The sequence below is a fragment of the Nitrosospira sp. Nsp13 genome, from assembly GCF_900101945.1.
GTDB lineage: Bacteria > Pseudomonadota > Gammaproteobacteria > Burkholderiales > Nitrosomonadaceae > Nitrosospira > Nitrosospira multiformis_D.
Map to the genome: position 1 here is coordinate 551,902 of NZ_FMVD01000001.1, position 26,359 is coordinate 578,260.

26 protein-coding genes are annotated in these 26,359 nt (G+C 54.2%); 10 read left to right on the forward strand and 16 right to left on the reverse strand.

The genetic code is table 11. The features are described 5' to 3' along the window. Positions 1 to 171 precede the first annotated feature (171 nt). Both BLO43_RS02480 and BLO43_RS02485 read right to left on the reverse strand, forming a co-directional pair. Positions 172 to 687, reverse strand: coding sequence for a glycine zipper family protein (locus BLO43_RS02480; protein WP_090905627.1), 516 nt, complete (start codon positions 685 to 687; stop codon positions 172 to 174). 9 nt (positions 688 to 696) lie between these two features. Next, on the reverse strand, positions 697 to 1,212 hold the full coding sequence (locus BLO43_RS02485) for a hypothetical protein (RefSeq protein ID WP_090905628.1): 516 nt from the start codon (positions 1,210 to 1,212) through the stop codon (positions 697 to 699). Positions 1,213 to 1,461: 249 nt separating this feature from the next. On the opposite strand from BLO43_RS02485, the gene BLO43_RS02490 reads away from it, so the two are divergent. Both BLO43_RS02490 and BLO43_RS02495 read left to right on the forward strand, forming a co-directional pair. Next, positions 1,462 to 2,448, forward strand: coding sequence for a DnaJ C-terminal domain-containing protein (locus BLO43_RS02490; RefSeq protein ID WP_090905629.1), 987 nt, complete (start codon positions 1,462 to 1,464; stop codon positions 2,446 to 2,448). After that, positions 2,445 to 2,855 carry a chaperone modulator CbpM gene (locus tag BLO43_RS02495; protein WP_090905630.1) on the forward strand — a complete coding sequence of 137 codons (411 nt, stop codon included), beginning with the start codon at positions 2,445 to 2,447 and terminating at the stop codon, positions 2,853 to 2,855. The genes BLO43_RS02490 and BLO43_RS02495 overlap by 4 nt, the downstream gene beginning before the upstream one ends. A gap of 93 nt (positions 2,856 to 2,948) precedes the next feature. Here the strand turns inward: BLO43_RS02495 and BLO43_RS02500 are convergent, their stop codons facing one another. Both BLO43_RS02500 and BLO43_RS02505 read right to left on the reverse strand, forming a co-directional pair. Further along, on the reverse strand, positions 2,949 to 3,464 hold the full coding sequence (locus BLO43_RS02500) for a hypothetical protein (protein WP_090905631.1): 516 nt from the start codon (positions 3,462 to 3,464) through the stop codon (positions 2,949 to 2,951). A gap of 68 nt (positions 3,465 to 3,532) precedes the next feature. Next, positions 3,533 to 4,066 (reverse strand): hypothetical protein, encoded by a 534-nt coding sequence (locus BLO43_RS02505; protein ID WP_090905632.1) that lies wholly within the window; start codon positions 4,064 to 4,066, stop codon positions 3,533 to 3,535. 257 nt (positions 4,067 to 4,323) lie between these two features. Here BLO43_RS02505 and BLO43_RS16660 point away from each other — a divergent pair, with 257 nt between their 5' ends. Then, positions 4,324 to 4,467, forward strand: a complete 144-nt coding sequence (locus tag BLO43_RS16660) for a hypothetical protein (RefSeq protein ID WP_175443823.1) — start codon at positions 4,324 to 4,326, stop codon at positions 4,465 to 4,467. A 90-nt stretch (positions 4,468 to 4,557) separates the two neighbouring features. On the opposite strand, the gene BLO43_RS02510 is transcribed toward BLO43_RS16660, so the two are convergent. Both BLO43_RS02510 and BLO43_RS02515 read right to left on the reverse strand, forming a co-directional pair. Then, entirely contained in the window at positions 4,558 to 4,992 is a 435-nt protein-coding gene (locus tag BLO43_RS02510) for a hypothetical protein (protein ID WP_090905633.1), read from the reverse strand. A 289-nt stretch (positions 4,993 to 5,281) separates the two neighbouring features. Then, on the reverse strand, positions 5,282 to 5,737 hold the full coding sequence (locus BLO43_RS02515) for a DUF2501 domain-containing protein (RefSeq protein ID WP_175443824.1): 456 nt from the start codon (positions 5,735 to 5,737) through the stop codon (positions 5,282 to 5,284). 490 nt (positions 5,738 to 6,227) lie between these two features. Between BLO43_RS02515 and BLO43_RS16310 the strand changes: the two genes are divergently transcribed. Beyond that, positions 6,228 to 6,815, forward strand: a complete 588-nt coding sequence (locus tag BLO43_RS16310; protein ID WP_139149222.1) for a hypothetical protein — start codon at positions 6,228 to 6,230, stop codon at positions 6,813 to 6,815. Positions 6,816 to 6,847: 32 nt separating this feature from the next. On the opposite strand, the gene BLO43_RS02525 is transcribed toward BLO43_RS16310, so the two are convergent. The 5 genes from BLO43_RS02525 to BLO43_RS02545 all read right to left on the reverse strand — a co-directional run bounded on the left by BLO43_RS02525 (position 6,848) and on the right by BLO43_RS02545 (position 13,594). Beyond that, complete coding sequence (locus BLO43_RS02525; protein WP_090905636.1) at positions 6,848 to 8,140, reverse strand: ribonuclease H-like domain-containing protein; 1,293 nt, start codon at positions 8,138 to 8,140, stop codon at positions 6,848 to 6,850. Then, a complete protein-coding gene (locus BLO43_RS02530) occupies positions 8,127 to 10,568 on the reverse strand; it encodes a DEAD/DEAH box helicase (protein WP_090905637.1) in 2,442 nt (813 codons plus the stop codon). The genes BLO43_RS02525 and BLO43_RS02530 overlap by 14 nt, the downstream gene beginning before the upstream one ends. A gap of 240 nt (positions 10,569 to 10,808) precedes the next feature. After that, on the reverse strand, positions 10,809 to 11,750 hold the full coding sequence (locus tag BLO43_RS02535) for an SdiA-regulated domain-containing protein (protein WP_175443825.1): 942 nt from the start codon (positions 11,748 to 11,750) through the stop codon (positions 10,809 to 10,811). 18 nt (positions 11,751 to 11,768) lie between these two features. Next, on the reverse strand, positions 11,769 to 12,458 hold the full coding sequence (locus BLO43_RS02540; protein ID WP_254773288.1) for a lamin tail domain-containing protein: 690 nt from the start codon (positions 12,456 to 12,458) through the stop codon (positions 11,769 to 11,771). A 710-nt stretch (positions 12,459 to 13,168) separates the two neighbouring features. Continuing rightward, positions 13,169 to 13,594, reverse strand: coding sequence for a hypothetical protein (locus tag BLO43_RS02545; protein WP_090905639.1), 426 nt, complete (start codon positions 13,592 to 13,594; stop codon positions 13,169 to 13,171). Positions 13,595 to 15,128: 1,534 nt separating this feature from the next. Between BLO43_RS02545 and BLO43_RS02560 the strand changes: the two genes are divergently transcribed. Together BLO43_RS02560 and BLO43_RS02565 are read left to right on the forward strand one after the other, a co-directional pair. Further along, the gene (locus BLO43_RS02560; RefSeq protein ID WP_090905641.1) at positions 15,129 to 15,761 is read left to right on the forward strand and encodes a CDP-alcohol phosphatidyltransferase family protein; all 633 of its coding nucleotides are present in this window, start codon (positions 15,129 to 15,131) and stop codon (positions 15,759 to 15,761) included. 208 nt (positions 15,762 to 15,969) lie between these two features. Continuing rightward, positions 15,970 to 17,673, forward strand: coding sequence for an alkaline phosphatase D family protein (locus tag BLO43_RS02565; protein WP_090905642.1), 1,704 nt, complete (start codon positions 15,970 to 15,972; stop codon positions 17,671 to 17,673). Positions 17,674 to 17,808: 135 nt separating this feature from the next. Here the strand turns inward: BLO43_RS02565 and BLO43_RS02570 are convergent, their stop codons facing one another. The 4 genes from BLO43_RS02570 to glgP all read right to left on the reverse strand — a co-directional run bounded on the left by BLO43_RS02570 (position 17,809) and on the right by glgP (position 23,080). Further along, positions 17,809 to 18,285: a VOC family protein gene (locus BLO43_RS02570; RefSeq protein ID WP_090905643.1), complete on the reverse strand. Its 477-nt coding sequence runs from the start codon at positions 18,283 to 18,285 to the stop codon at positions 17,809 to 17,811. Between the two features lie 62 nt (positions 18,286 to 18,347). Next, positions 18,348 to 18,755 carry a hypothetical protein gene (locus BLO43_RS16985; protein WP_090905644.1) on the reverse strand — a complete coding sequence of 136 codons (408 nt, stop codon included), beginning with the start codon at positions 18,753 to 18,755 and terminating at the stop codon, positions 18,348 to 18,350. Further along, positions 18,752 to 20,422 carry an ankyrin repeat domain-containing protein gene (locus BLO43_RS02580; protein ID WP_090905645.1) on the reverse strand — a complete coding sequence of 557 codons (1,671 nt, stop codon included), beginning with the start codon at positions 20,420 to 20,422 and terminating at the stop codon, positions 18,752 to 18,754. The genes BLO43_RS16985 and BLO43_RS02580 overlap by 4 nt, the downstream gene beginning before the upstream one ends. Positions 20,423 to 20,530: 108 nt before the next feature. Beyond that, positions 20,531 to 23,080: an alpha-glucan family phosphorylase gene (glgP, locus tag BLO43_RS02585; RefSeq protein ID WP_090905646.1), complete on the reverse strand. Its 2,550-nt coding sequence runs from the start codon at positions 23,078 to 23,080 to the stop codon at positions 20,531 to 20,533. A gap of 217 nt (positions 23,081 to 23,297) precedes the next feature. Here glgP and BLO43_RS02595 point away from each other — a divergent pair, with 217 nt between their 5' ends. The 4 genes from BLO43_RS02595 (at position 23,298) to BLO43_RS02610 (ending at position 25,776) form a co-directional block, all read left to right on the forward strand. Then, a complete protein-coding gene (locus BLO43_RS02595; RefSeq protein WP_139149223.1) occupies positions 23,298 to 23,657 on the forward strand; it encodes a hypothetical protein in 360 nt (119 codons plus the stop codon). Positions 23,658 to 23,725: 68 nt separating this feature from the next. Next, entirely contained in the window at positions 23,726 to 24,454 is a 729-nt protein-coding gene (locus BLO43_RS02600) for a hypothetical protein (RefSeq protein ID WP_090905649.1), read from the forward strand. Then, the gene (locus BLO43_RS02605) at positions 24,451 to 24,927 is read left to right on the forward strand and encodes a CYTH domain-containing protein (RefSeq protein ID WP_090905650.1); all 477 of its coding nucleotides are present in this window, start codon (positions 24,451 to 24,453) and stop codon (positions 24,925 to 24,927) included. Before BLO43_RS02600 ends, BLO43_RS02605 begins: the two co-directional genes overlap by 4 nt. A gap of 162 nt (positions 24,928 to 25,089) precedes the next feature. After that, positions 25,090 to 25,776: an endonuclease/exonuclease/phosphatase family protein gene (locus BLO43_RS02610; protein ID WP_090905651.1), complete on the forward strand. Its 687-nt coding sequence runs from the start codon at positions 25,090 to 25,092 to the stop codon at positions 25,774 to 25,776. A 160-nt stretch (positions 25,777 to 25,936) separates the two neighbouring features. Here the strand turns inward: BLO43_RS02610 and BLO43_RS02615 are convergent, their stop codons facing one another. Next, complete coding sequence (locus BLO43_RS02615; RefSeq protein ID WP_090905652.1) at positions 25,937 to 26,341, reverse strand: nuclear transport factor 2 family protein; 405 nt, start codon at positions 26,339 to 26,341, stop codon at positions 25,937 to 25,939. Positions 26,342 to 26,359: the final 18 nt, after the last annotated feature.

Consider the following 26,359-nt stretch of genomic DNA (forward strand, 5'->3'; position numbering starts at 1 on the left):
TCATGCCCGGGTACTGGCTAACGTCAGACGATGGCGCGCAATGTTCAGATCGGATGATAATCTTTTCTTCAGGAGTGGTGCGCGCCCATGTGATTCTTATTGAGAAAACGCCATGTCTAAGCTGGCCACCTATTCAAACGTAATTGCATCACCCGCACGTTGGCAGCCGCTTCATTGCGGAGGCGGGGGCGGAGGATTGCCAGGCGGAGGCGGGGGCGGATTGGCGCCAGGCGCCTGGTTGCGATAGCTGTCCATGATCTGGCCTGATACAGGGACACGATGACCCTTGGCATACATGCATTGGATATAACCCATATCATAGCGTTGCTGGATGACATACCCTGAAGTTCGAGCGGTACCCGTTCCCATCAGTCCTCCCACCAGCAGGCCGCTACCCGCGCCAATCGCGGCACCCGTTCCTCCCCCAAAAGCGGCGCCCGCCGCCGCGCCAACCCCTGTACCGATTGCGGCGGTTCCGGCTCCGCTGGAAACGGCTGCCTGATTCGGTGTCGTTCCTCCTACCTGTTCACTGGCATACTGTTTACAGTAGGAATCATCTCCCCGGAATTGATCAAAAGTCTTGCCGGACCCCGGCAGGACCATCACGCTGGGGCCGCTCGGTATGCTCGCACATGCCCCCAACAAGAACACCAGCAGCAACGGAAATCGTCTATGGTTTTTTAACATGGCCACTCCTTATTGGGCGGGCTGAGGAGCCACTTGCAGCCAGCCATCGGGGCATTTTTTTACATAGGGATAATACCCCTCCGGGTTTCTGCAATAATGCCAATAATTGGCGGGTGCTTGTGGCGGCGGCGGTTGCACCGCTGCCTGCGGTGGTTGCTGCTGAATATACACTGGTGGTGCTTGCGGTACAGCCACTACCGGGGGGTACCCGTAATATGGAGAGTAATAAGGCATTCCGAATCCATAGCCGCCATAACCATAGCCATAACCGCCATAATAACCCGGACCGTATCCATATCCACCGAAGCCAAAACCGGGATAGAAACCTCCTATGCCAATGAAACCTATTCCCCCATGATGATGGTGCCCCCCCCCGCCATGATGACCCCCACCGTGGTGACCTCCACCACCGTGATGACCTCCCCCATCACCTCCGCCCCCGCCTCCATCTCGCGTCCACGCTGAACCGGTGGAAACTGGCCCAAGCATAACGAGGACAAGCCACATTAATCCGATCTTTTTCACATACGCTCCTGTTCCGCAACCGCGTGTCCCGCATTGTTCCGATTGCCTTCGCCCAAGGCACCATTTCCTTCGTTACCGGAAAAAAAACGGCAATTGCACATAAGACAAGCGTCACGCTGGAAAATGCCCTATAGCGTTAACATTTTCTGCAGTGCATCGCCAACGAAGCGATTGTCACAAAGGAGAATTAAAGGTTATGCTTACCTATACTTCTTCGTCGTATCTCGTTATCGCTGATCGGAACAATAGATGGAATTCAAGGACTATTACAAGATAATGGGTGTTGCGCGCAACGCATCGCAGGATGATATCAAGCGCGCCTACAGAAAACTCGCGCGCAAATATCATCCGGATGTGAGCAAGGAGAAAGACGCCGAAGTCCGCTTCAAGGAGCTGGGGGAAGCCTATGAAGTGCTGAAGGACGCGGAAAAACGAACAGCTTACGATCAACTCGGCACAAATTGGAAAGCGAACCAGGAATTCCGCCCGCCACCCGACTGGAATACCGGTTTCGAGTTTTCCGGACAAAAATTCTCTGGCGGCGATGCGTCGCAGTACAGCGATTTTTTCGAATCCCTGTTCGGCCAGGGTTTTGGCGCCCGCTTTGCCGGCGGCCAGGGGGCTACCGGCAGGCATGGCACTACCGGGGCAACATTCCATCGTCCAGGCCAGGATCATTATGCCAAGGTACTGATCGACCTGGAAGACTCGTATACAGGCGCAACCCGTACCATCACCCTGCAGGTGCCCGGGGTCGATACGCAGGGACATGTATCGACGCGCGAACATGCTCTCAATGTAAAAATTCCCAAGGGTATTCGCGCCCGACAGCAGATTCGTCTGGCGGGACAAGGTGCACCGGGGCATGGCCAGGGCAAAGCGGGAGATCTTTATCTGGAGATCGAATTCCGGCCCCACTCATACTACCGCGTCGATGGAAGCGACGTGTATCTCGACCTGCCGGTGGCGCCATGGGAAGCCGCCCTGGGCGCAACAGTCAAAACACCCACCCCGGATGGAACCATCGAGCTCAAGATACCCGCCGATTCGGCCGCCGGACGGAAATTGCGATTGAAAGGCCGTGGTATTCCCGGCAAGACGCCGGGTGATTTTTTTGTGGTGCTTCAGATCGTGGTGCCACCCGCTGACAATGACAGTGCCAAAGATTTCTACCACAACATGGCCGTACAATTCAAATCTTTCAACCCACGAGCCAGATTGGGAGTGAAAACATGACAAATGCCAATCCCCCCTCCTCTCCGCGCGATGTGCCGCTGGATAAACCACGAGATTCGTCCAATGAGTCGCCAGAAGAATTGAGCGGAATTCTTCTGGATGAACAAAACCTGCTGACTATTGCCGAAATCAGCCGTGTCTGTGCGGTGCAAACCGAATACATTGTCGAACTGGTTGACGAGGGCTTGATCGCGCCGGAAAAACTCCCGGAAACGTCCATCGGAGACGATGAGCCTCATGCCTGGCGCTTTACGGGAACCCATATGCGCCATGCCAGGATAGCCGCGCACCTGCAAAGCGATCTCGGTGTCAACGCCGCCGGGGTGGCGCTGGCCCTGCAGTTGCTGGACGAGGTGGAAGCCCTGCGGGCACAGCTGGAGGCAATGGAAACGATGGGCGGCCGCTGATATTGGCGTAGGCCGTAAAGACACTCATTGAAATCGCCGGTCTTATGCCCCCAAAACGATTCAACAGCCGATTCAACAATCTTCTGACCGCTGCTATAAGTTCGGCAAGCGGCGTTGGAAGCAGATCCCATAACCGAGCGCGCAATCCTCTCCGGTACATACTCGCCACAACCGCCTGCGGCCTCTCCACCTGCCACACCAATTCACATAATTCGAATAGGCGAAATTATTAAAGTCGGGATCGAATGCCGATGCACCGTCCGATGAAATGCCTCCTTCGTGATTAAATATGAGCCTGTAATCCAGTATTTCTCCACTTTCGATGTTCCGAAACGCGATACTTGAAGTTTTCTGCGACGCATTCAATAATTCAACGACATAAAAACCTGTTCGCGGCCGGTCTCCGGTTGTTTCGAGATACACCAATTCCAGGGGAATTGGACACCCTTTTTCCAATACTTCAGACAATTCCAGCGTGTCCTCTTCTTCAGTGGACACAATGCGGGAACGCAGGGATTTTATGTTGCCAATAGCAACCTGGGCGATATCTTCTCTGGCAATATTTATCGCACTCGCCTGGGCTTTCTTTAAAAAATATTCGATATCCATAATATATCTCCATCAGAAAATAAATACGGCCGCCACCTGCTCTTTCTGCCGGGACGACACTTTCCTGGTCAATCCCCCCGGTTCCCTCTTCCGAAAAGGACAATCTTCGAATCGGTGATCGACAACAGGTTTTCGTCCTTGTCGCCCGAAGTGTAATAAATGCGACTGCTGACGCCGATTTCCGGGAACATTGAGCTGACGATCGCGCGGCCTTCGTCAAAGATCAGCTCTGGATTGCAAATAGCGTTGCATACGGTGAGTTCACCGGGAAGGTTGCGTGAAGAGAAATCGACGGTGAAATCGGGTGGAATGGCGAAGACCGCCACGCCAACCGGTGAGGTATTGTCGGTGAACCCTTTAAAGTACGACACGAAAACGCGATTAATCTTGTCCGACTGGTTCGTGACCGACACCACCGTGGCGGATCGAATCCGGCTACCGGTCTGCGAGTTCATGTAGGTCACCAGGTAGCGCGGAGTGCTCGGAATTCCAGCGGTCTGGCCATCATCGAATTCCCCGAGTTCGATGTACCTCTCGAGCCGCTTCAAAGCACGCGGTTCAGTCGGCATATTCGGTGTTTTTTTGTTAAATCCATTCGCCATGAGATTACCTCCAGATTGGATTGAGTTGATTGAAAAATGGAAGTGTTAATACGTCCACAGGTTACATAAATTCACAGGCAAACTTGAGTTTCCGCGTTTCGGAATACGATCAAAGCGCGGATCATCGAATTTGCCCGTGCATAGTAAGGGCACCAAACAGGGTTTCCTGTGCGGTACCGAACATATCAGCGCATTGAGAGAGATTTGAGAAAGAAATCGGTGTTGCCCGCTACGGATGACAAATCCTGGCATGGAAAATGCCAGCCTTCGCGGAGCATCGAGGTAGCGAGACAGCCACCGCAACGATTCAGCAAGATCCGATAACGCCTTACCGGCAGCCGGTTGATGAATCGGAAAAATCCGGGCGTAAAAATAAGTTACCCCGCTCCAAGGCGGGGTAACTTATTACTCATGCTTACTCAATTTTCGATACCCCAAGCGGCAAGGCATCTGATCTGGAAAGATCAACCCATGATTAACATCCTAGCATCCTAGAGCTCATCCGCAGCACTAGCCGTTTGAGTGCCGGACACAGCATGATTTTCCTCGAGTTTAGAAGCCATTTGACGATGCAAGGCGGCTTCCTGTATGTGTGTTTTGACGGTCTTCTCGTAATGACGTACTAACGCCGTGGTATGCGATTGCAGATCTTGTGCCCGCCTGCCATAGAGATAGCTTTTATCCTCATAATGTTCAAGCAGTTGCTTTTGTTCTTCCACTTTTGCCTGAATTTGCGTAGCCGCATCTTCATAATACTTTGCTACCGCCTCATGGTCACTCCGCGTTGTAGCATTCTGGGCGGCTGCGTGAATCTTGGAGGTCTCGGAGGCGTCATCGGACTGAGCCGCAAATGCAGAAGGATTCAGCGAAGCCAGCAGGCCTACTATCGATAACGCCGCAAAAACTTTTGCCAGTTTTGTTTTCATGATAGTAATGAACCCAGTTAGAATCAAAGTGGCTTCATCCTACCTCAGTCAATATTATGAGTACATTGGGGAAACCCTGGTTTTACGCTAAGTAAAACCCTTAGGAGCGGAAATGGCCCCAGGCGAACCTGAATGCGGCAACCGGAGGGAGCGAAGTGCTTTCTGGCATCCGGCGTCGGGCACCATGAGCCTGCGAATACTCAATACCTGCCCCGGGGACTTATTCCCACTATCTGCAGCGTGCTCTCCGTCCGGATCGGAAATCCGGGAATTCATGGATCTGGCATAATCAAAGCATGGATTTGGCCTGATCAAGTATTCTTTGGCATACCTCTTTGCCTGCCTTGCCCTTCAGGCCGGCCATACTCAAATCCACGCTCTGACCATCACTGCCGCTCAAGATTCCCTTCACGCCATTGACATAGTCAGGATTATCCGTGGCCGGTTGATCCTGGCTACTGGAAAGCTTTCCCATCAGTTGATCCTTGACCGGAGATGCTTTGCTATCGCTCAAATAACTGTTCTTGACGCAGTAATCGAGAATACCCGCAGCATTGCCTATACTTCCCGGCGCTATGGATGACAGTGATCCCAGCGACCCCAGCGAGGAGGCTGCGCTGCTAGCCCCGCTGCCGCCCATGATATCTTTCAACTGACCGAAACCCTGAGCTGCAATGGAACCGGAAAATATCGCTATTGCAATACTGCTGCTCAATAACAGTGAATAACGTTTGGAAATATTCATTCGATTTTCCTCCAGACTGTTGAACGAATTGCAGCTAAATGAATGACACAAATCGATACTGCGCATGGCTGGCCGCAACAACCCACCGTATCAGGTTTATCTTCCTGATCAGGAAAAATCTCGTCTTGTTCGAGGCGGCTCATCACCCTTGCGCGTCAGGATCGCCTGGAACGCCCTGTTACCTATGATATGCCTAAACCCCGTTTTTTAATTGCAATTTAAATCATTTTTACCCCTCCCTGCGCGTCAGCAAGCTTAAATTGTCATCGAAAAACACAGCCGCGCGTTAATTCAATTGGATCAGAACTTGCATCCCGCCTATAACCGGAACGCAAGGTCCGGTAATCCGTTGGCATCATTGCGAAACCATCCGCATCAATGCTCCCAATGCTGCTATAGCCAGGGATACGCTAGGAAACAAGGATAAACCCGATCCAGACATGGCAAAGAGTCTCCTTCGTGCAATGGTTAACGCGGAAAGAGGGTTCATATGAAAAAGATCCGGCTACTATGCCTCACATGCCTGCTGGTGCTGATTCCCGTGAGCCCGGCGTGGACGTTTGATGGCGGAGGCGACGATGGGGGGTCTGATGAGGGGGGGTCTGATGAGGGGGGATTTGATGACGGAGGATCTGACGATGAAGGGGATGACCAGGGTGAAGGAGAAAGCCATGATGGAGATGGGGGAGGTCACCATCATGACCACCGGGTAGGCCACCATCATCATGGCGGAGGAGGGTTGGGACCGGGCTTTGGACTACTTGGTTTCGGTCCCGGTTTCGGTTTTGGCGGGTTTGGCGGACCCGGTTTTATGCAACCTTTTTATCCATTCCCTTATTATGCGTATCCGTCCATAATGGCTCGGCCCGCTCCGCCCGTATACATTCAACAACAAAATGCCGGCCACCCTGCTCCTGATTCACAAACCAGTTTCTGGCATTATTGCCGGGCACCGGAGGGCTACTATCCGGAGGTCAAGGATTGCCCCGATGGCTGGCAGCAGGTAGCACCCCAACCCACTCCCCAGTCGCCCCCCGAGGCAACCCCCCCAGGTGGCCCCGCCGATGCCGCAGGATAATCAGGAGTAGCCCTGTTGACTCAGCCACTGCATCACGTACCGACTCGTTTTTCTTCTTTTTTCTTCCCTGGATTGAATTTCACCAGCCGCTGGCATAACCGGGCTTGGCGCCTGAGGTGAATTTCCATTGCCGGCTCCAGCCGCAGCAATTCCTCGGCAAGCGCCAGGGCGGCCTCCAGCTCATGCGTGACATGCTCGTGATATTTGGCCAGGGCTTCGATACCCCGAACGCATTTGTTTTCTCCGAGATACGTCCAGATAGCGATGGCCTGCGCATCCTGCCGCTGATGTCGATGCAGTTTAGCCAGAAATAAAAGTGCCGCTTCATCCAATACACCCCAGGCGCCGGTAAGATGGTCAATGGCATACTGGACATCGCCCCGGCCTGCATGGACCTGCGCGACTTTAAGCGCATTGACCGCTTCATGACCAGGCTCGGTGTAAGCCTGGGCCAACATCGCCAGCAATGCCGCCAGCGACAAGACATCGCGCTGATTGTGCTCGGCGATGGCGTGCAACGGTTCCACCCGGCCACCCCGCACGAAGTCCGCCCACGCCTGGGGAATAAGATGACTGGGAAAATCATTCTCGCGGATGAATCCGAGTAATCGTTGCTCCGCCGTTTGCAGGCGGCAATCCCCCCAGCCGTGCCCGTAGGCGCGGCGCGTGAGATGGAGCAGATCAACATGACCTTTATCAGTAAAGGGATCGGCTTGCCGTGCCAGCCGGTAACGGGTAGTGAGTAACGGCACATCGAAACTCTTGCCATTGTAAGAGACCAGGTGAACGGCAGGTTCGATCCAGCCGAAGATGGCCTCCAGTAAAGCTGCTTCCCCCGCAAACCCGGTCAGTATCCATTGCCCGAGTTGCAGGCAATCTCCCTGAATTCGCGCCAGGCACACCATAAAAGGCAATGTGCCGGTGCCACCCGCAAGACCGGTGGTCTCGGTATCGAGAAACAGCAATCCCTCCAGCGGCGCATCATGAGGCAAGCCCAGTGCCGCGAGCGGGATATCAGTCAGGGCTGAAAACACAATCTTGCCATGCCGGCTGGCAAGGGGAATGGTCTGATCAATCTGGATCAATCCCGGCGCGATCACTTCCCCACGCAGGCGTTTGGCAACCTCGGCATCGCCGCGTTTTGTCCGGCTAGCCCTGGTGCGGAAATCGCCGCTACCCCCACTACTGCCGGATAAGCGCCTCAGGCGAACATCCAGGGGAATGGAGGCCATATTTGATGAAACCCGAGGCTGCCCCAATTCCGGGCCTACCTCATTACCAGTCCCATTGTTCTTGAGTAAGGCCAAACGCTCAGCCAGCGTCATAATGCCCCATATCCAACGTATGGGTCTGGCCGTTTGGCGAAAGCAGGCCCAGAACGGTCAGTACGGCCTGCTTGGGCGCATAGCCCCGGCTCTCGTCGGAGGCGAGAATCGGACCCACGCACGACGGGCAACCGGACTGGCAACCGCAGTCCTGTACCAGCGCGATGGTGCGCGCAACGATTTCATGACGCAGATCGAATAACGGTGTGGAAAGCCCGATACCGCCCGCGTAGTTGTCGTACAGGAATACCGTGGGAACAAATTGCTGTTCATCGATCTCGACCGTTTCACCGGAAATGGTTTGCGGATTACCTCGTCCATTCTGGCCGACGCTGGCAAACCAGATACCCTCGCCATCGCCCACCGCCCTGCCCAGGTCATGCCGTTCCGATAGCGTCAACAACGCCGCCACATGATGCAGCGCGTAGGCCGCACCGAGGAAACCATCCAGTGCCTGCCAACGGGCGGGAAAGGCGGCCGCCAATGAATCAGGGCTGACCTGCCACCATACCGCGCTGGTGTGCATCTCGTGATCCGGCAGATTGACCTTGCCGTAGCCCACATTCTCATGGCTGTAGTAGCGTATCTTCTTGTAGCCCGCGACACGGCGCACCAGATGCACTTCACCGCGTCCGCACAGGCCATTTGATTGCTTGTCCTCTTCAAAGCAGTCCAGGATCTTGAGCCGGGTAAAGTCTATCGCGTCGGTGTAATAGTCGGCGCGCGTCTTCGTTACAAAGGCCTTGCGCCCTTCCCAGTCCAGCTTCTCGACTTGCCATGGATTTGCCTGGATCAGATAGATCGCGCCTTCGTACAGCGTCAACGCCGCGGTGGAATAATCGGCTTCGGCAATCACGTCCTGTTTCCCATCCGTCACATCCACCACCACAAAATTGCCGTCCGCCACCGAGCGCAGGCTGACGCTATTGGCGGGGTAGCTGTCCGCCATCCAGTGCCACCGCTGCCCTTCATGGTGCAGCACGCCCTGCGCCTCAAGGTAACTCAGCATCTCGGCCAGTGGCTCCTTGCCAAAGCGCTCGTTATCCTGAAACGGCAGTTCAAACGCCGCACAGCGAATGTGATCCATCAGGATCAGCAACTGGTCGGGGTCGATGCAGCCATGTTCGGGCGAGGCGGAAGTAAAGAATTCTGGGTTGCGGATGATGTATTGATCCAGCGGATCGCTGGTGGCAATCAATACCCCCAGCGCAGGCCGGCTGCGCCGCCCTGCCCGGCCCAACCGCTGCCACGTCCCGGCAATGGTGCCCGGAAACCCATTGAGCAGGCATACGTCCAGCCCGCCGACATCCACCCCCAGCTCCAGCGCATTCGTCGCCACCACGCAATCCAGCTGCCCGCCCCGCAACCGCGTCGCAGTACCGCGACGCTCCGTGGGCAGATAGCCGCCGCGATAAGCGGCGATGCGCGGTGCCTGCCGTGGATCATTGTCGAACACATCCTTCAGGTACTTGGTCAGCACCTCCACCATCAAACGGGTATTGGCGAATACAATGGTCTTGAGCCCAGCCTTGATGGCACTGCGGGCGATCCGGGTGGTCTGGGACCGGGCGGACGCGCGCAACCCCAGATCCGGGTTGATCATGGGCGGGTTCCAGAACAGCAAATGCTTCTCGCCCGACGGCGCGCCCGACTGGTCTATCACCGCCACCGGTGCGCCCAGCAATCCGCTCGCCAACTGGCCGGGATTCGCAATCGTTGCCGAGCAAAAGATATAGACAGGCTTCACCCCATAAAACCCGCAGATGCGGTTCAGGCGGCGAATGACATTGGCAACATGCGAGCCGAATATGCCGCGATAAGTATGCATCTCGTCGATGACCACGAATTTCAGGTTCTCGAAGAACTGCGCCCACTTGGTGTGATGCGGCAGGATACCCTGATGCAGCATGTCGGGATTGGAGATGACGATATCCCCATGCGTCCGCACGGCTTTACGCGCATCCCCCGGCGTATCCCCATCGAACGTATAAGCCCGCACGCCCAGGTTGCCCGCCTGATTGAGCTCCAGCAGCTCTGTGACCTGATCCTGCGCCAGGGCTTTGGTGGGAAAAAGGTAAAGCGCCTTCGAATGCTCTTGTATCGCCGCCTGAATCACCGGCAGGTTATAGCAAAGCGTCTTGCCGGAAGCCGTAGGCGTCACGATGACAACGTGCTCACCCTGCGTGACGCGATCCCAGGCTTCGCGTTGATGACTGTAGAGTTGAGTGATGCCGCGCTGCATCAACCCTTCCGCAATGCGCGCATCCAGATCCGCTGGAAACGCGGCATAGCGCGCAGCGCGTGCGGGAATCAGGAGCTCGCCCGTGATGCGCCGCGCGTGGCGGCGCTTAAGCGCAGGTATGAGGCGGTTCACATCGCCCGGCGTCGCCCGAGCCACATCCCGATCCAACTCCACTAAATTGTTCAAGTTCACTCCAGCCGTGGGCATCGCGAATACGAAAGTCAACGTAATTTTGCGCCGTTAAATTCTGACCCGCATAATTTAGACAATACAGAACGTTTGTTCTTAATAATGGAATCTAACCAAAATGACGCATATCGTCAACCAGATTTGGTGAGCGATCACGTACTGAAGAAATCGCAGGCGCCAAAAACCAAAAAGCCACAAAGGGACATCCACCCTCTGTGGCTCAGGATCAGGTATTGTTTAAGCAGTCTTACGGCGTCGCCCCATGAAGCCCACCAGGCCGAGACCCGCCAACAGCATGGCATAAGTTTCGGGTTCAGGTACTGGGGACAGCACGAACAGCATGGAGTTGGGTGTACCCGTGTCCTCGGCCACCAGATAGATACGGCCGAATTGGTCGACCGTCACACCCTCGATAGCCTGGGTGGTTACACCCGACAAATCGAAGGAGCTCAGCACGTTGCCGCTGCGATCCGTTTCCACCAGCTTGCGCGAATCGAGGCTCAGGATCAGCAGATTGTCGGCCGCGGCCGTGCCGGCCAAACCGTCGATGGGCGACAGCGTCTGCACGTCCGACAGGCTGGCCAGGCCCAGGAGATTAGCATTGAACAACGGCGCCATTGTCGAGCTGCCGCCGCCGGCGGCGAAACTCAGCGTGCCGGCACGCACTTCCATTGGGCTGGACTGCTTGACGGAAACAAAGCTGCCGTCACGCGGGTCATAGCTGATGCCCTCAAGTCCCGTGTTGTTATAGGGATAGTCGGAAACCGAGGCCCATGGGGCGCTTGCCAGCGCGACGCTGCCATTGGCCACATAGGTAAACCGGAAGGCGTCCTGCAGGCGCTCCTCGCCTACCACCAGCACACCGTTGCCGAGGTAGGTGAGACCTTCCGCATCATGATGGGTCGTGGTCGATGGCCAGTTGCTGAAGACCATTTTGCCCTGCGTCACGCCTGTGAGCGAGACCTCGACGACGCCTTGCCCCTCGTCACCGACGAAAAACAGCGATCCGCGGTCACGAGCATAGGTCACGGCCGAGGCTTCGAGCCCCATGCCGCCCAATGCGTCAAGACTGTGGCTGCCGGTCAGCTGGTAGCTGCCGAGATTGATCGAAGACCCCGCATGCGCGGAGGCGCAGGCTGCCGCGGTCATGATAGCGGCAATCAGATGTCTAAGTTTCATGATGAGCGCATCCTTTTATCAATGTTGACGCTTGCGGGCAACGGCGCCGATCAGCCCGAGTCCGACCAGCATCATCGCAAAGCTTTCCGGTTCCGGAACGGCGCTGACCAAGCCCGGCGAACCTATTTCCGCCCCGTTGAATGCGGTGAATGCGCCATTGATACCCACCGCGCTTAATTGTGTAACGTTCCCCACCAGTCCCGCGGTATTGTCAAAAGATTTTCCGGTGGTGGACGCGTCGAAGCTTATGTTGGTGATCAGGCTTCCACCGCTATTGTAGATATTCACCGCATCGCCACTTGTGCTCAAACCGATACCCGAGCCACCATAGTTGCCAATGACCAGTCCCGCGGGGATATTTGTGCCAAACCAGGCGCTCTTGAAGCCTGAATTGATTGAAGAATCATTGGTGCCGCTGGTATTGCTTTCGAGGAAAATGACCGATTGACCGGCTGCGATGCTGCTCACTCCGCGCAAGGCCAAGCTGGAAGCAAACGAGTTGGAGTTGTCATCCACTTTCCAGCCAGTGATATCCACTGCGGATGATCCGGTATTGGTGAGCTCGAACCAGTCCGCTGCATATACAGTATTGCCGCTGGCATACGGCGCCACTTCAGAGATGATGATGTTGGCATGCACCGGAGCGGCGACGGCGGCCACGAGTGCGGCAACAAGGCTGAGCATTGGTTTTTTCAGGGATTTTTTCATGGTTTTTTCCTTTTATAGGGATTAGAGATAGGGTTGGCTTCACACGCCAAAATCGCAAATATCGCAATGGCTGGTATCTACATCGCGGTTTTTTTGATCGGATTACTATAGGCGATGATTAGCTTCATCATGATGACGGGGGTGGCCTTTCAATATGATTAGATCGGATTAATCCGGCGGGCGCATTTTGCTCTCCGCCGGCTAAATGCCCATTCTTGTGGAATTTATACCGGCGACTCAGAGAGAGAAGGTATTGAGAAGAGTTGAGTTCATGCTGGCATTTCCCTGTCAGTCCAGTAATAATTTCACTTCGACGATCTGTCTGACCGGCTAAAATTTGGACGAGAGGGCGCACAAGATCGAGTGCGTGAACTTGCTAAGTAGTAAGCCAGGTCCGCAGACCAGAGTTGGATAAAACCGGGAATGAACTCAATTGGACGTGGTCAGCGATCGGGTATTCGCAACCTCCCAACTCAGGTACAATGGCCTCGCCCGCGCAAATAATGAAAGGCCGTTGTAGCAAGAAGTACTACTAGCGAGGGATGAACCCAGGTAAATGGAGGCCGTACTTTTATTGCCAGGGGACTAGCGCTATGAACATCTTATTGAGGTGGTGACAACGCTTGTGCACGCGGTACGTTAGCTCCCGTGCTTCTTCTTACCGAATCCCGCCTTCAAACGTTGTGGGCAAATCTAATACTTAACAATGATTAGAAATGCTCGCAATACCCAAAATAAACAAAGTCGTTCTTCAGAAAAATAAATGACTTCTTCGGAGACTGCTCAAATTCATTGATTGTCAGTGCGTAGATATTCGATCCAAGCCCGGCTCCTTCATCGCGACGCATCGTGGATATAACCTTGAAGGAATTTTCAGTTGATCCGTGATCTATGACAATCGGTTTTGTAGCATACGAATTCTTGAGAACACCGGCCATTAACCCTGTTCTTCGCTCGACAGTGAATTGTTTTCCGACGTGTTCCTCTTCCTGGTATTTTCGCGAAGAAGACGGCTCGGTCGATGCGGTGTCGATACGCTCCACTCTGCATTGATAGTCAGGCATAGCCTGTGCGTTTGCACTATTAAAATAAAATAGTGCGCACAATAACTGTATGCAGGTGACTTGGAGTCTCATATCTTCCTTGGGAAAATGAGTATTGGTGAATTATAGAGTGATTGCCCGGCTTGGAGAGGCGTCTGCCGCGATTGCCTAGTCATCGTTCCCCCGTTTCTTTGGCAAATTAGCATGATTGGTCGATTTATACTATCCCTGGCGACCCCTTGCATTGCTGGCATCTATAAAAAACTGGAAAATCTTTTAGAAGAAACTACATATCGGGATTATGTTTATGGAAAGATATGCGGAGGCTCAGGACCTGCCATTGAGCTATTATTTTCCAGAACACTCAAACCGTCAGCGTTGGCCAGGAAGCAATCTGGAGTAGCGCAGGCAGCGAGTAAGCCAGGGATTTTCACTTTATTTATCAAGATTCCAGGAAACCCACTGGCTCAACATACCTATCGTCCCGACTGTGATCCTACAAAAAAAAATGCGACGCACTGTTCAATCAAGCAAACCTCGCGTGCGATCTTTTATGTTGCCTGCTGCAGCGCTAATCATTTTTGCCCTATCAAGCTGCTCAATGCACCAACTTTACACAGTAGGCCAAGCTTGGCAGCGAAACGACTGCAACAAGCTTATAGATATGTACGAACGCCAGAGATGCGCAGAGCGGTCAGATACCTCGTATGAGACATACCAGCGCCAGGCCGGAGAAATCGGAAATTCAAAGTAGAAATCGGTTCTAGAAAAGACGCGCTTAGGCTCTGGTTTTGCTGCTGCCGGTGACCTGCCCTTTCATTAGCTTCATGACATAGGTACTCCCTCTCATTTATCAACTGCCTTCGGAAGTAATGTCTGGGCGGTGATTGCAAGCTTCTGATAGGAATTATGCCGCTGATGGCGGTATACGGCAATGTTGATTGAACATAGGGCATGTGCGGGTCGGTTGCATCGATATCCATACAGCCATCGACTCAGCGGATTGCATAGCCCGCCTGCTTCTGCCTCGAGACCAAGAGGCTTGTGCTCATCCCATTCCAGAATCGCTATGCGCGTCAGCGCACGGACGATCGTTTTTTTCATCGATAGCATAAACACATACGCCTCACACATAGCAAAATCAACAAGCTGCATCCATGTGCGTTGGCGAGCAGAATATAAATGCGTGAAGGCGGAAAATTAATAGAAATAAGTGTATTGAATGACGTTTCATGGGATGTCAATCAACCAATCCAATTCCAAGGAGGTGTTATGAACAACATTATCTGGTGGGTGGGCTTTATTGTTATCATCCTCGCTATCTTGAGTTTCCTCGGCTTGCGCTAGGATCTATCCTCTTGAGGTAATTCAGGGCATGTAAGTAGCTATCAAAGGCCTGCTCGTGGAGGCCGGATTCAAGAGCCGGTCTTACGGCGGCTTTATTCTCCCGCACCGCTTATACTGCGCGCTGCTATACCGCTCGAGTATCTTCAATGAAGTATTTCTCGGCAGAGCTAAAAACAGAACCGTGAGTCTCGAAGCACAGGCACAATGACAACTTTGTGAATTGCCCGGGTGGTTTTTAAACGACCGATGCAAACCCTCCGCGGATAACAGAGAAAACTCCATGCCCCCCTCTCCCCATCCTCCCAGGCATTTCTCCATGATACGCGGGTTCCAGCTGGCGGATTTCTTCACGCTGAGCAATGCGGGTTGCGGTGTGGCAGCCGTGTTATTCGCCATGCTCTATGTTGAAAGCAAGTCGACCACTCACTTCTTCAGTTCGGCTGGCATGATGGGTGCGGCGTTTGTATTTGACGTGCTTGATGGACGGATCGCGCGATGGCGGCATCAGCATTCGACACTGGGACGGGAACTCGACTCCCTGGCGGATATCCTCTCGTTTGGCATCGCCCCCGCGGCTCTCGGTTTCGCCGCCGGATTGCATGGCGGCTGGGATTGGGCAGCGCTGATTTACTTTGTATGCTGCGGAGTCAGCCGGCTGGCGCGATTCAATGTCACTGCGGAAAGTCTCTCGGCGGGAGCCGACAAGGTTGCCTACTTCGAGGGCACACCGATTCCCACCAGCATTGTTCTCACCGCCGTGCTGGTGCTGGCCGCCTGGATGGAACGGCTCGGCGAGAATCTTTACTGGGGAGTATGGACGATTGGGCCGTGGGAACTGCATCCCTTGGCGCTACTGTTCGTATTGTCCGGAACCCTGATGATCAGTAAAACACTGCATATCCCCAAAATTTAGCCGGATTCGATAGTGCCGTAGTGCCATAGGCCAGATCAGCAAAGCGTAATCCGTCAGATCTCAATTCACGCCAGCACTCCGCTGCCAGCGCCTCTATTAAATACCCCGGTTATGCAATTGATTTGATCTATTATTAAACTTGCAGCGCATGAAAAAATTGATGCCGTACCCAATAAGTTCCCTTGAATAACTTCTCTGGCGATCAATCATGAAAACTTTCCATTTCTACGACCGGGGCTCTGATCGCCCCTGGATCAACCCGATGCTCACCAACGCGGTGATAGTCGGCCACACCACGGCCACCAGCACCAAGCTTTGGTTGCGTGCTTATCAGGAAAACAGCTATCGCATGGTGATCTGCCCCGAACCCCTCTTGGGTAACGATGAGGTCGCCACCGATTGGAACCCGGAAACGACGGTTAGGCAGGGAAAGGAGGTTTTTTCTCTGAAAAACATCCATAGCGGCGATACGCGCGTGATCGCCAATGCCGTGCTCACAGACCAGGCGAATTTGGAATTTAAGCACGACATCACGAACGTCTGGGAAATTGATGGCCTGAAACCGGGCCAGCGCTATTACTACGCGGCCTTTGCCCTGAACCCGGACCTGGGGGGAAGAAAAACGCCGTGGGAAATCGTGCCGGATAATAAAGTCAACCGTTTCAAAACACAGAATAACTCGCAGGAATCCATGACTTTCGGCCTCTTCAGCTGTCATATGCCATACAAGAAGAATTCGTTCGACCTTGTGAATATTCACATGTGGGACCGGTTCGGTGACGAACTTGAACAGCGCAATGGCGAATTTATCCTGGGCGTCGGCGATCAGGTCTATGTGGATGGCAATTCCAACGTCAGCATATGGGAATGGCTGAAGAAAATCCGCAAGGAATTCATTCAGGAAGTAAAGCCGGAAGACCGCGTCGAAGTGATGCGCTCGTGGTACCGCGATATTTACCGGGGTTATTGGGGCCATCGCCAGCTACGCAATGTATTCTCACGTTTCCCTACTTATATGATGTGGGACGACCATGAAATCCTGGACGGCTGGGGCTCCTACAATGCCAGGGAAAAAAAGAACCTGCTGGATTCATGGTGGGACTGGGGTGACGATGACGAGAAACTCCTGCTCCTCAATCAGATGTATGAAGCCGCGAAACTTACCTATGACGAATACGAACATTCGCACAACCCTTCCACACCCCCAGATCAATTTGATTATCCTTTCACCTGGGGCACGTCGGCCTTTTATGTCCTCGACATGCGTGGTCAGCGCGATTATACCCGCAAAACTAACGATCGGATTCTTGGCCGGGCCCAGATGCAGCGTTTCAAGGATTGGCTTGGGTCTGACACGGTCAAGAACGCGGAGTCAATTTTCGTGGTTTCGCCAGTACCTGTTGTGCATGCAAGGAGTTTCGCTGTCAATTATCTCGACATTCTCAACGTGGCCGACGATATGCGCGACGAATGGGAACATGATAGTAACTGGGTGGAGCGCGACGTACTTCTGGATGCCGTCTTCGCCGCAGCGAAAGCTAACGATAAATCACTTTATCTTCTAAGTGGCGATGTACATATCGGCGCGGCGTTCCGTATGACTCATAAACAATATCCGGATACCCGCGTTTATCAGTTAACATCGAGCGCCATTACCTATGATCTGCCCTGGGCGAAGGCTTCCGCCCTTGCGCTGGTTGTCAATGACCATGGTCTATTGCAAAGAGATAAGGAACATAGCGAACCTAATGTTGCGTTCCAGCTGCTCATGGAACCTTGCAAGACCAATAATTTTGCGCTCATTAATGTGCAACGCAACGATCAGGGTAAGACGGAAGTGCATTGGGATCTTTACGGTTCCGCAGAAGAACGCGCCACTGTCACCAAGCTGGAGCGACTGGTGCTAACCTGAATTCGGCATGCTAAATATGCAAGTACTGCACGTGTAGGGCGTCAGTAAGCGAAGCCACTGCGCCGCATGAATTGCCTCCCGGATGATACGCATTGACCCCCAGCTAATCATCCCGGCTTCCTGCTCCAGCATCCGCTACGATAGCGGATACTTGCCGGTAAGCACCCAGGCTTCGGTAACCAGCCGCAATGACGTGCTCAAGTATTCCATGCGAATGCCCATCTTGTCGGGCGCGGTAATAATGGCATTGGCGGGTTTGCCGCACTCCGAACTTATCAGCGCCTCTATGCCGATGCCTTGTTGCTTCAATTTCTGTATCCTGCCCTCCATATCCGATTCCCAAATGCCAAAGTAAAGAATCTGCCCTGCATTCTTTTCCGAAAATATCCCATTACCATTAGCCTGAATTAATTCCAGGTAAGGTGACCGCGCCCTTGAATACGCGGCGATCACCTTGATGTTTTCGGTTTGTTGTGTCTGCGGATTCTCAATACACAATACGCTATCTGTGGGTTCAGTAAATTTTACGTCTAATACATTCGAATAATGATCAACGGCTTCCTCGAAATTATGGACGACTATTCCGATGTGGTAGTAGGGGGGGTCAAACATATTGCACCTCGTTTTTAGTGGGGATAGTTATCCTGAATTCGGCAATTGCAATGGGTCACTCATCAGGGAAGCGGCCTGGGCGCTTGGGCAGGCGGGGCCGTAGCCGCCAGGCTCTTGTTCAGCTCGCGCCGGTATTCGAGAATCTGCCTCGCCTTGGCCGATTCGGAAATGGAATTGTCGCCGCGCAGGGCGGAACAGTAGGCGGAAAACATCATCTGTTCAAGATAGAGCCTGTCCGCACCGGGAAGCTTCCCCATCAGGTCATTGGTCGCCGATTTAACGCGCGTTTCCAGCTGCGAACCTGTCACCGGTCCGATCTTTGCAACCTCGGCCCGCACAGACGTCTCCCAGTCCTTGTTCGACTGCACCGGCGGCGCGGGACAATCCAGCGCAAAAACGTTGAATGCGGCGGCCAACATCACCGTAGCGCTAACCGTGCCCGAGATAAATCTACAATGTGCTATGTTCATTTTGCCCCTGCCTTCTTCAAAATTCGGATCATGTCCGTTCTGGCCTGCTCTTTCAGATCCTCTTCCGCATAATTCAACGTGGTCTTGCCATTCGCATCCTCATCATCGACCCTGGCACCTCTGCGGAGCAACGCCTGAACTGACTCGATTTTCCCTTCCCGCACCGCCAGCATGAGCGCCGTTCTGCCGTTCATGCTTCTAACATTGACATCCGCTCCTGCATCAAGCAGTGCCTCCATATTATCGACATAACCGCGCATGGCTGCCCACATGAGCGCTGTTGATCCATCGTTGTTTCTGGCATTAACGTCGGCCCGCTTCTCAAGCAAGGGGCGGAGGAATTCAACACCGCTTCTTTCTCCCGCTGCCCGCATGACAGCAGTTGATCCGTTGTTATCTCTGGCATTCGCATCGGCACCTTTGTCCAGCAAGGTGCGAATCGTATCAATACTGCCTCTAAATTCCAATGCAATGAGCAGGGCTGTCTTGCCGTCGTTGTTGGCCAGGCCGGGGTCGGCACCCCTGGCGAGCAGCATATCCAGCATGGCCTTCCTCTCTCCTCCTTCCCGGGCGGCCATCATCAGCGCGGTCCATCCTCCTCCCAGCCAGCCGGTACACGTGCATTTCGTGTTGACGCCCGCGCCGGCATCCAGCAAGGTCTGAACAATCATGATACGTCCCTCCCTCGCCGCGTTCAGCAGAGCCGTCCAGCCTGCATCATCCTTCGCATCGACGTCCATGCCTTGTTCCAGCAGGAAGTGGATCACATCATTCAACTCCGCTTCACTTGCGCCCGTGATCGTTGATCCCGCAGCCTCTCTGAGCGCCTCATTGCCGAGGCGCTTGTCCGCCCCCCGCTTCAGCAGCGTGCGCAGCACTTCCACATGTCCACCCTCGGCAGCGCTTAGAAAGGCCTTGTTTATCGCATCATTATCGGCTCCATGATCCAGTAAAATGGATAGGACATCCTTGCGATCACTCGAGGCTGCCCAGGAGAGTGCCGTATAGCCCCCCTGATTCCGTTCGTTGACATTCGCCTTCGCTTTCAGCAAGGCATTGACGATTTCGGTATGGCCACCACCGGCCGCGTGCATCAGGGCGGTATTTCCGCCTTCATTTTTCGTATTGGGGTCGATCCCCGCCGCCAGGAACCATTTTACTGCCGCCAGGTTGCCGTTGCCTGCACTTTCGACAAAAGCATCCGGCGTGTACGGCAACGGAATCCGCGCCAGTTCGGCACGCGCGGCGTCTTTGGCCGAAGCCGCGCGCTGATCAGGATTTTCTTTTCCCTGGGTGCCCTGCAGGGTTCTCTTCAGCTCGAGATTATAAGCTTTGATGCGGGCGCTTCTCTGCGATTCGGTGAGAGTCGGATCATCGCGCAACGCCGAACAATAGGTCGCGTACATCATCTGCTCAAGATAAACCTTGTCCGCCTGGGGAAGCTTACCGAGCAGGTCGCGCGTGGTATTGCGAGTCAGTTTTTCCAGTTCCGCTCCCTTGGCGGAACCTATCCTGTCCACGGCGGCCCGGATCTCGACTTGCAAATCCTTTTGTGTCTGCTCGGGAATGCCCGGACAATCCAGGGCATAACTTATACCAGGCATCAGCAGACCCGAACTCACCAGAAAGGTAAAGATCAGGTAATGCAAGCAGTCTTTGTAAATCATTGTGTTAAGCTAAAAAACGAGCGGTCAACCGCCGGATGCGGGATTATACGATTGATTCCCGCTGCGCTGTACGCCAGCATCGACCATCGGTCAGATTAAAACCCTGCGTCACCGCTGCCATAGAATCTGAGGCGCCTCCAGAGGAACGCTTGCGCCATCGTGGCGGGGTATGAGCCGGGCCGTATAGTCCTGCGCCGGGCGGTCCGCGGGTATGCGCGCATGATAGGCGTAGCCGGTAGCCGCGGCAACCAGCTGATGCAGGCGCGTCATCTCCTGGCGCACGGGAGCATCTTCCAGAATTCCGTCAGCATACAGCTCGACCTGCACCGATTCCGGATCAAGATCATTGAGATACACGTGGACCAAAAATACATGCTGCCCGCCATCAGTCTCAATCGTCATTTCGCCAAAACGCAAGGCAGGCCAGTTTTGTTCCAGCATATGCCTCCAATCCGACACCTGCGCACCGAGCGCGCCTTTATCGGCGCTCCGTTCACGATAAGCCGCCGCGGCCGGAAGGTAGTGGCGCTCCGTATATTCGCGCACCACGCGATTGGTGGAAAAACGGGGTGTCAACTGCGACATGCTGTTGCGCATACGCGTGACCCAGGCGGTTGGAATACCCTGTTGGTCGCGGGTATAGAATTCCGGAATCACCTCGCTTTCCAGCAGATCGTAAAGGGCCTCGGCTTCAGCAGCGTCGGACGCGGGGTCCTTGCCGTGCTCCTTGCCATCGCCCAACGCCCACCCCACTTCCGGTGTGTAGGCTTCCGCCCACCATCCATCCAGCACTGACAGGTTGATACCACCATTGACAAGCACCTTCATTCCGCTAGTTCCGCTTGCCTCCCATGGCCGCCGCGGCGTATTGAGCCAGACATCCACCCCTTGCACCAGTTGTCCGGTCAATTGCATGTCATAGTCGCTCAGGAAGATGACGGAAGCGTGCGCGCCGGCACGATGAATGAAGCGCATCCACTCCTGAATCAGGGCTTTGCCGGCTTCGTCCGCTGGATGAGCCTTGCCCGCCATAATGATCTGCACCGGACGTCGCGGATTATTCAGCAGGCGCAGCAGCCGCTCGGGATCATGCAACAGTAGATCGGGTCTCTTGTAGGTTGCAAAGCGACGTGCAAAACCCAGCGTCAGGACATCAGGATCAAGCAGGCCCTTCGCGGCCTCAACCGCATCCGGCGGCGCCCCCGACATCGCCAATTGCCCGGAGAATCGCTGCCGGACAAACTCGACGAGCGATTTGCTCGCGGCGCTGCGGAATTGCCAGAGATCGATGTCGGATACGCAGAGCATCTTCTGCTCCAGCATTTCGGTCGCTCCCATCCAGCGGTTTTTTCCACAGGCATGCGTCCAGAGATGGTCGGCGGCCGCCGAATCCCAGGTCGGCATATGCACGCCGTTGGTCACGTGGCCCACAGGCACTTCATCCACCGGCCAGCGCGGAAAGAGCGGCCCGAAGAGGTGCCTGCTCACTTTCCCGTGCAAGCGGCTCACGCCATTTACCGCCCCGCTCCCGTGAATCGCCAGGTAAGCCATATTAAAGGGCTCCGTCGAGTCGTTCGGATTCCGGCGTCCCAGCGCCAGCAAATCGTGGCATGTGATGCCAAGCTTCGTCTCGGCGTACTCAGCCAGATACTGCTCGATCAGACACGGCTCAAAAAGGTCGAACCCGGCGGCAACCGCCGTGTGCGTGGTGAAGAGATTGCCCGCGCGGGTGATGGACAATGCGGCCTTGAAATCATGCCCGGTTTCCTCCATGCAACTCCGGGCGCGCTCCAATACCGCGAAGGCGGCATGGCCTTCATTCAGGTGGCAGACTTCCGGCTTGATGCCAAGCTCGGCGAGCAACCTCCAGCCGCCGAGCCCGAGCAGCAGTTCCTGCTCGAGGCGCAGCTCCGGCCCCCCACCGTAAAGCTCGCTGGTTATGCCTCGGTGAGCGGGGTAGTTTGCCGCGTCATTGCTGTCCAGCAGATATAGTCTTACCTTACCCACCTGGACCTGCCAGGTACGCAACCAGACTGAATAACCGGGCAGTTTTAGCTCCAGCCGCAACCACTCCCCATTCGGGCGGCGCAATGGCGTGATGGGCAGTTGCCCGGGATCGTTGTAGGGAAAGAGCGCCTGTTGGGCACCGTCCTTGTCGATTACCTGGCGAAAATAGCCCTGCTGGTATAGCAATCCTACGCCGATAACCGGAATGCCCAATTCGCTGGCGGCCTTGAGCTGATCCCCGGCCACATTGCCCAGCCCGCCCGAATAAATGGGTAGCGCTTCGCTCAGCATGAACTCCATGCAGAAATACGCAACACACTGCAGGGATGATTGTGAATGCGTTTCCTGAAACCAGGCGGGTGCCTCCGCCGCGGCGTGCCTGTCCCGCACCAGATCGGCGACGCTCTTGCAAAAGATGGGATTGGCAAAATCGCGCTGGAGTTTCTCCCGCGACACCGTCTGCAGGACAACCCATGGATTATGCGTCAGCCCCCATAGCGCCGGGTCCAGCTGCTCCCACAGGTGATCCGCGCTGTGATTCCAGGATGTTCGCATGTCCAGAGCCAGCTCCGCCAGCGAATCATATCCCTCGACATCGTTCGTGGACTGAAGCCTGTAAAGCGGTTTGCCATCTAATGTCTGGTCTGCCAACTCTTGATCCTCCCGTCTGTTTCGGATGGAATCTCACGCGCCTGAGATATGGTTACCAATTGCATGGTCTCCGTCAAGGACTCTCTGAACAAATCCAATACGGGATTATGTTCGGAAGCGAACGGAAGTCCGGCGCAAAGCGGCCCATAGTAATCGTTATAGTAAGTAATATCGGCCATTCCATATTCTCAGGCGGTTAATGAATCAGGAGCGGATAGTGGAAAAAGAACCATTGATCAAGTTAACCTGGCATGGCCGTGAAACGGTTGAATCCATACCAGCGCTGCTTGATCAGGCGGAGCAAATAGAAGTCATTCTGCCGCTCAACTACAACCACACCTTATTTCACCGGCTTCATCCTCACGCGCCCGCGGCTGAGCTGGAAGATATCAATGTTTCCGGTGGCCCGGAGCTTTTAGAAGAGATTGCAACGATTAACGGCCTGGAGGGATTCAATGCGCTCATCGGCACGCTGGCCACCGCGCGGGCGGCGGTACGGATTGCCAGCCCGCCGAAAGTTGTCATCACGCTTCCCGTCGCAAAATCCAAAATTCCGATGAGCGGAATATCCGGCTAAGGGCTCAGACCGATTGAACCACATTTGATTGAATGATTTTTTATTGATGGAAAAAAAGGGAGGCTGAAATGATTGCACAAATGATAGATATGCCTATGGACATACTCGATGTTGGGAATACGCCACTTGATACGCCCATTTTCCGGCTGGCGGCAGCGAATGAGATCGTGCCACGATTTGAATTCCGGATTTTTGGGCATGATTTCGTTACGCTTCAACGACGTATTCGCAAGGTGGCTCCTTGCGAGTCGATTGTTGAAAGCAAAGAAATTTATATTCTCAATGGCAGTAGAGAAAACGGCGACCGCAATGTCAAAATTCGCGAGGGTAAGCTGGAGTTTAAACGCCTGATTGACCGGAACAATGGACTGGAACGCTGGAAACCCACGGGTTCTTTGGAATTCCCCATTGAACGCGCTGCCATTCCCGATAGCCTGTTTCCGGTTTCCGCACTGGAGCGGACCCTGCCTTTTCCTGACTCATTGACCGCAATGGTGACCGAGGAAGAATTTCTTCATCACGTCGCTCAAGACAGCCTATGCGGCCCCCGTCTTTATCACGCCAACGTATTCAAGCGCCGTTCCCGTTTCACCTTGCAGGATTGTCCGGTAGAGATAGACTGGATATTGGTCAACGGCGCAGCTATCGAATCCATCGCTATCGAATCCGGGTGCGCGGAGCAAGTGCTCGCGGTGCGATCCGCCTTGGGGCTGGAGCAATTTGAAAACGTTTCCTATCCGCTGGCCATCTCCCGTATTCTGGGAATCCGGGCGTTGCCGGATACGAAAGGTTTATGAATAAGGAAATTGAGCGCAAATTTCTCGTTGAGGACAAAAACGCCGATAGCTGGCGCAACGCAATATATAGTGAGATTCGCCAAGGCTACCTGAGTATCGACAAACATCGCACGGTGCGCGTGCGTATCGCGGGGGATGCCGCTTACCTCACCATCAAGGGTATAACCGAAGGCGCAACGCGCACCGAATATGAGTATCCGATCCCTGTTGCCCACGCCAGGAGAATGCTGGATGGTTTGTGTTTGCGGCCTTTGATCGAAAAGCGCAGGCACCGGGTCGGGTATGGCGGACTCGTATGGGAAGTGGATGAATTTTATGGTGACAACGCCGGCCTGATAGTGGCCGAGATCGAGCTGAAAAGTGCGCAGCAGGTGTTTGACAAACCACCCTGGGTGGGCAAGGAAGTGACGGATGATCCCCGTTACTACAATGCCAACCTGGTCAACCACCCCTATTCAAAGTGGAAAACCTGACCGCCGGAAGTATCGCCGAAGCCAGGCGATTCAGGGGATATCCATGATTCCAACCTCTATATAGACAACGCGCAAAATACATTTTTGCATACCACATGTATTTGATATGTAATCGATAAAATTTCTTGAGTAGCGCAGTATCACGATGAGATCTGCATTTGTATGAACCTGACGCTTGCCACCTACAACATCCACGCATGCATAGGCGCGGATGGCCGCTTCAAGCCGGAACGCATCGTACATGTACTGCGCGAGTTGAATGCCGATGTCGTGGCATTGCAGGAAGTGGAGCATCATGACGTTGATGGCTGTGATCTACTCGATTATCTTGCCGCAGAAACCGGGTTGACGGCTGTCTCAGGCCCTACCCTGTTGCGTAGAACCCGGCACTATGGCAACGCAATATTAACAAGGCTTCCCATCCTGACGGTGAACCGGGTAGACCTGACCCTCCCTGGACACGAAGCGCGTGGAGCGCTCGATATCACCCTTGATGGAAAAGGACGGCGCGTGCAGGTGGTGGCTACCCATCTGGGCCTGATGCCCTGGGAGCGACGCCACCAGGTCCGCGAGCTGCTTAAGCTTTTCAACATTGGTTCCGCGAATATTTATGTGCTAATGGGTGACCTGAATGAATGGTTCCTCTGGGGAAGGCCCCTGCGCTGGCTGCACGCGCACTTCAAGCGCTCTCCCCACTGCGCGACCTTTCCCGCACGCTTGCCTTTCATGGCGCTTGATCGCCTCTGGGTGCACCCGCGCAAGCGGCTCGCAATCGTGGAGGTTCATGCCAGTGATCTCGCGCGCATGGCATCGGATCACTTACCTTTGAAAGGCATTATCGAAATGTAAGTGGCGTGGAGGCGCTAGAACTCCATTTTTAGTTCCTTATCTTTCTTACGCATAGTCTCGTTACCTATCTATCACGGGAAATGCGCTATGTCTCCCGAGCCATACCCCCTCCTTTTAGATCGAACAGCCTACCTAATAAACTCTCCCAAAGCATATTCTGTTACGTCGAGAAGTTATCCGCCGTGCCAGGACCCGCATTACTGTCGGACGCCTGATCTTTGAGTTCAACCAGATAGGTGATTAAACGTTTTATCCTGGTGTTTTCCATTTCAAAAACATCACAGAACATCGCATTAAGTAAGCCCCCGTCTTTTCGCGCGGCCCGAACCGTACCTTCAGCGATCACAACATTGTTTTCTTCGGTCATGCGTGTGATCCTTATGGTTGGACTGCCTATGAACGCATCATTCTCAATTTCTTTGTCAAAGGCGTCCTTCCCTTCCAAATGAAATGCGCCGGGCATAAACCACTCAATCTCATCAGCCAGGCACGACAGAATTTGCTCATGATCGCTTTTATTAAAACCATCCATATATCTTTGTACGGTCATTTTGTTCGGGCTCACAAATCCTCCTGCAACGCT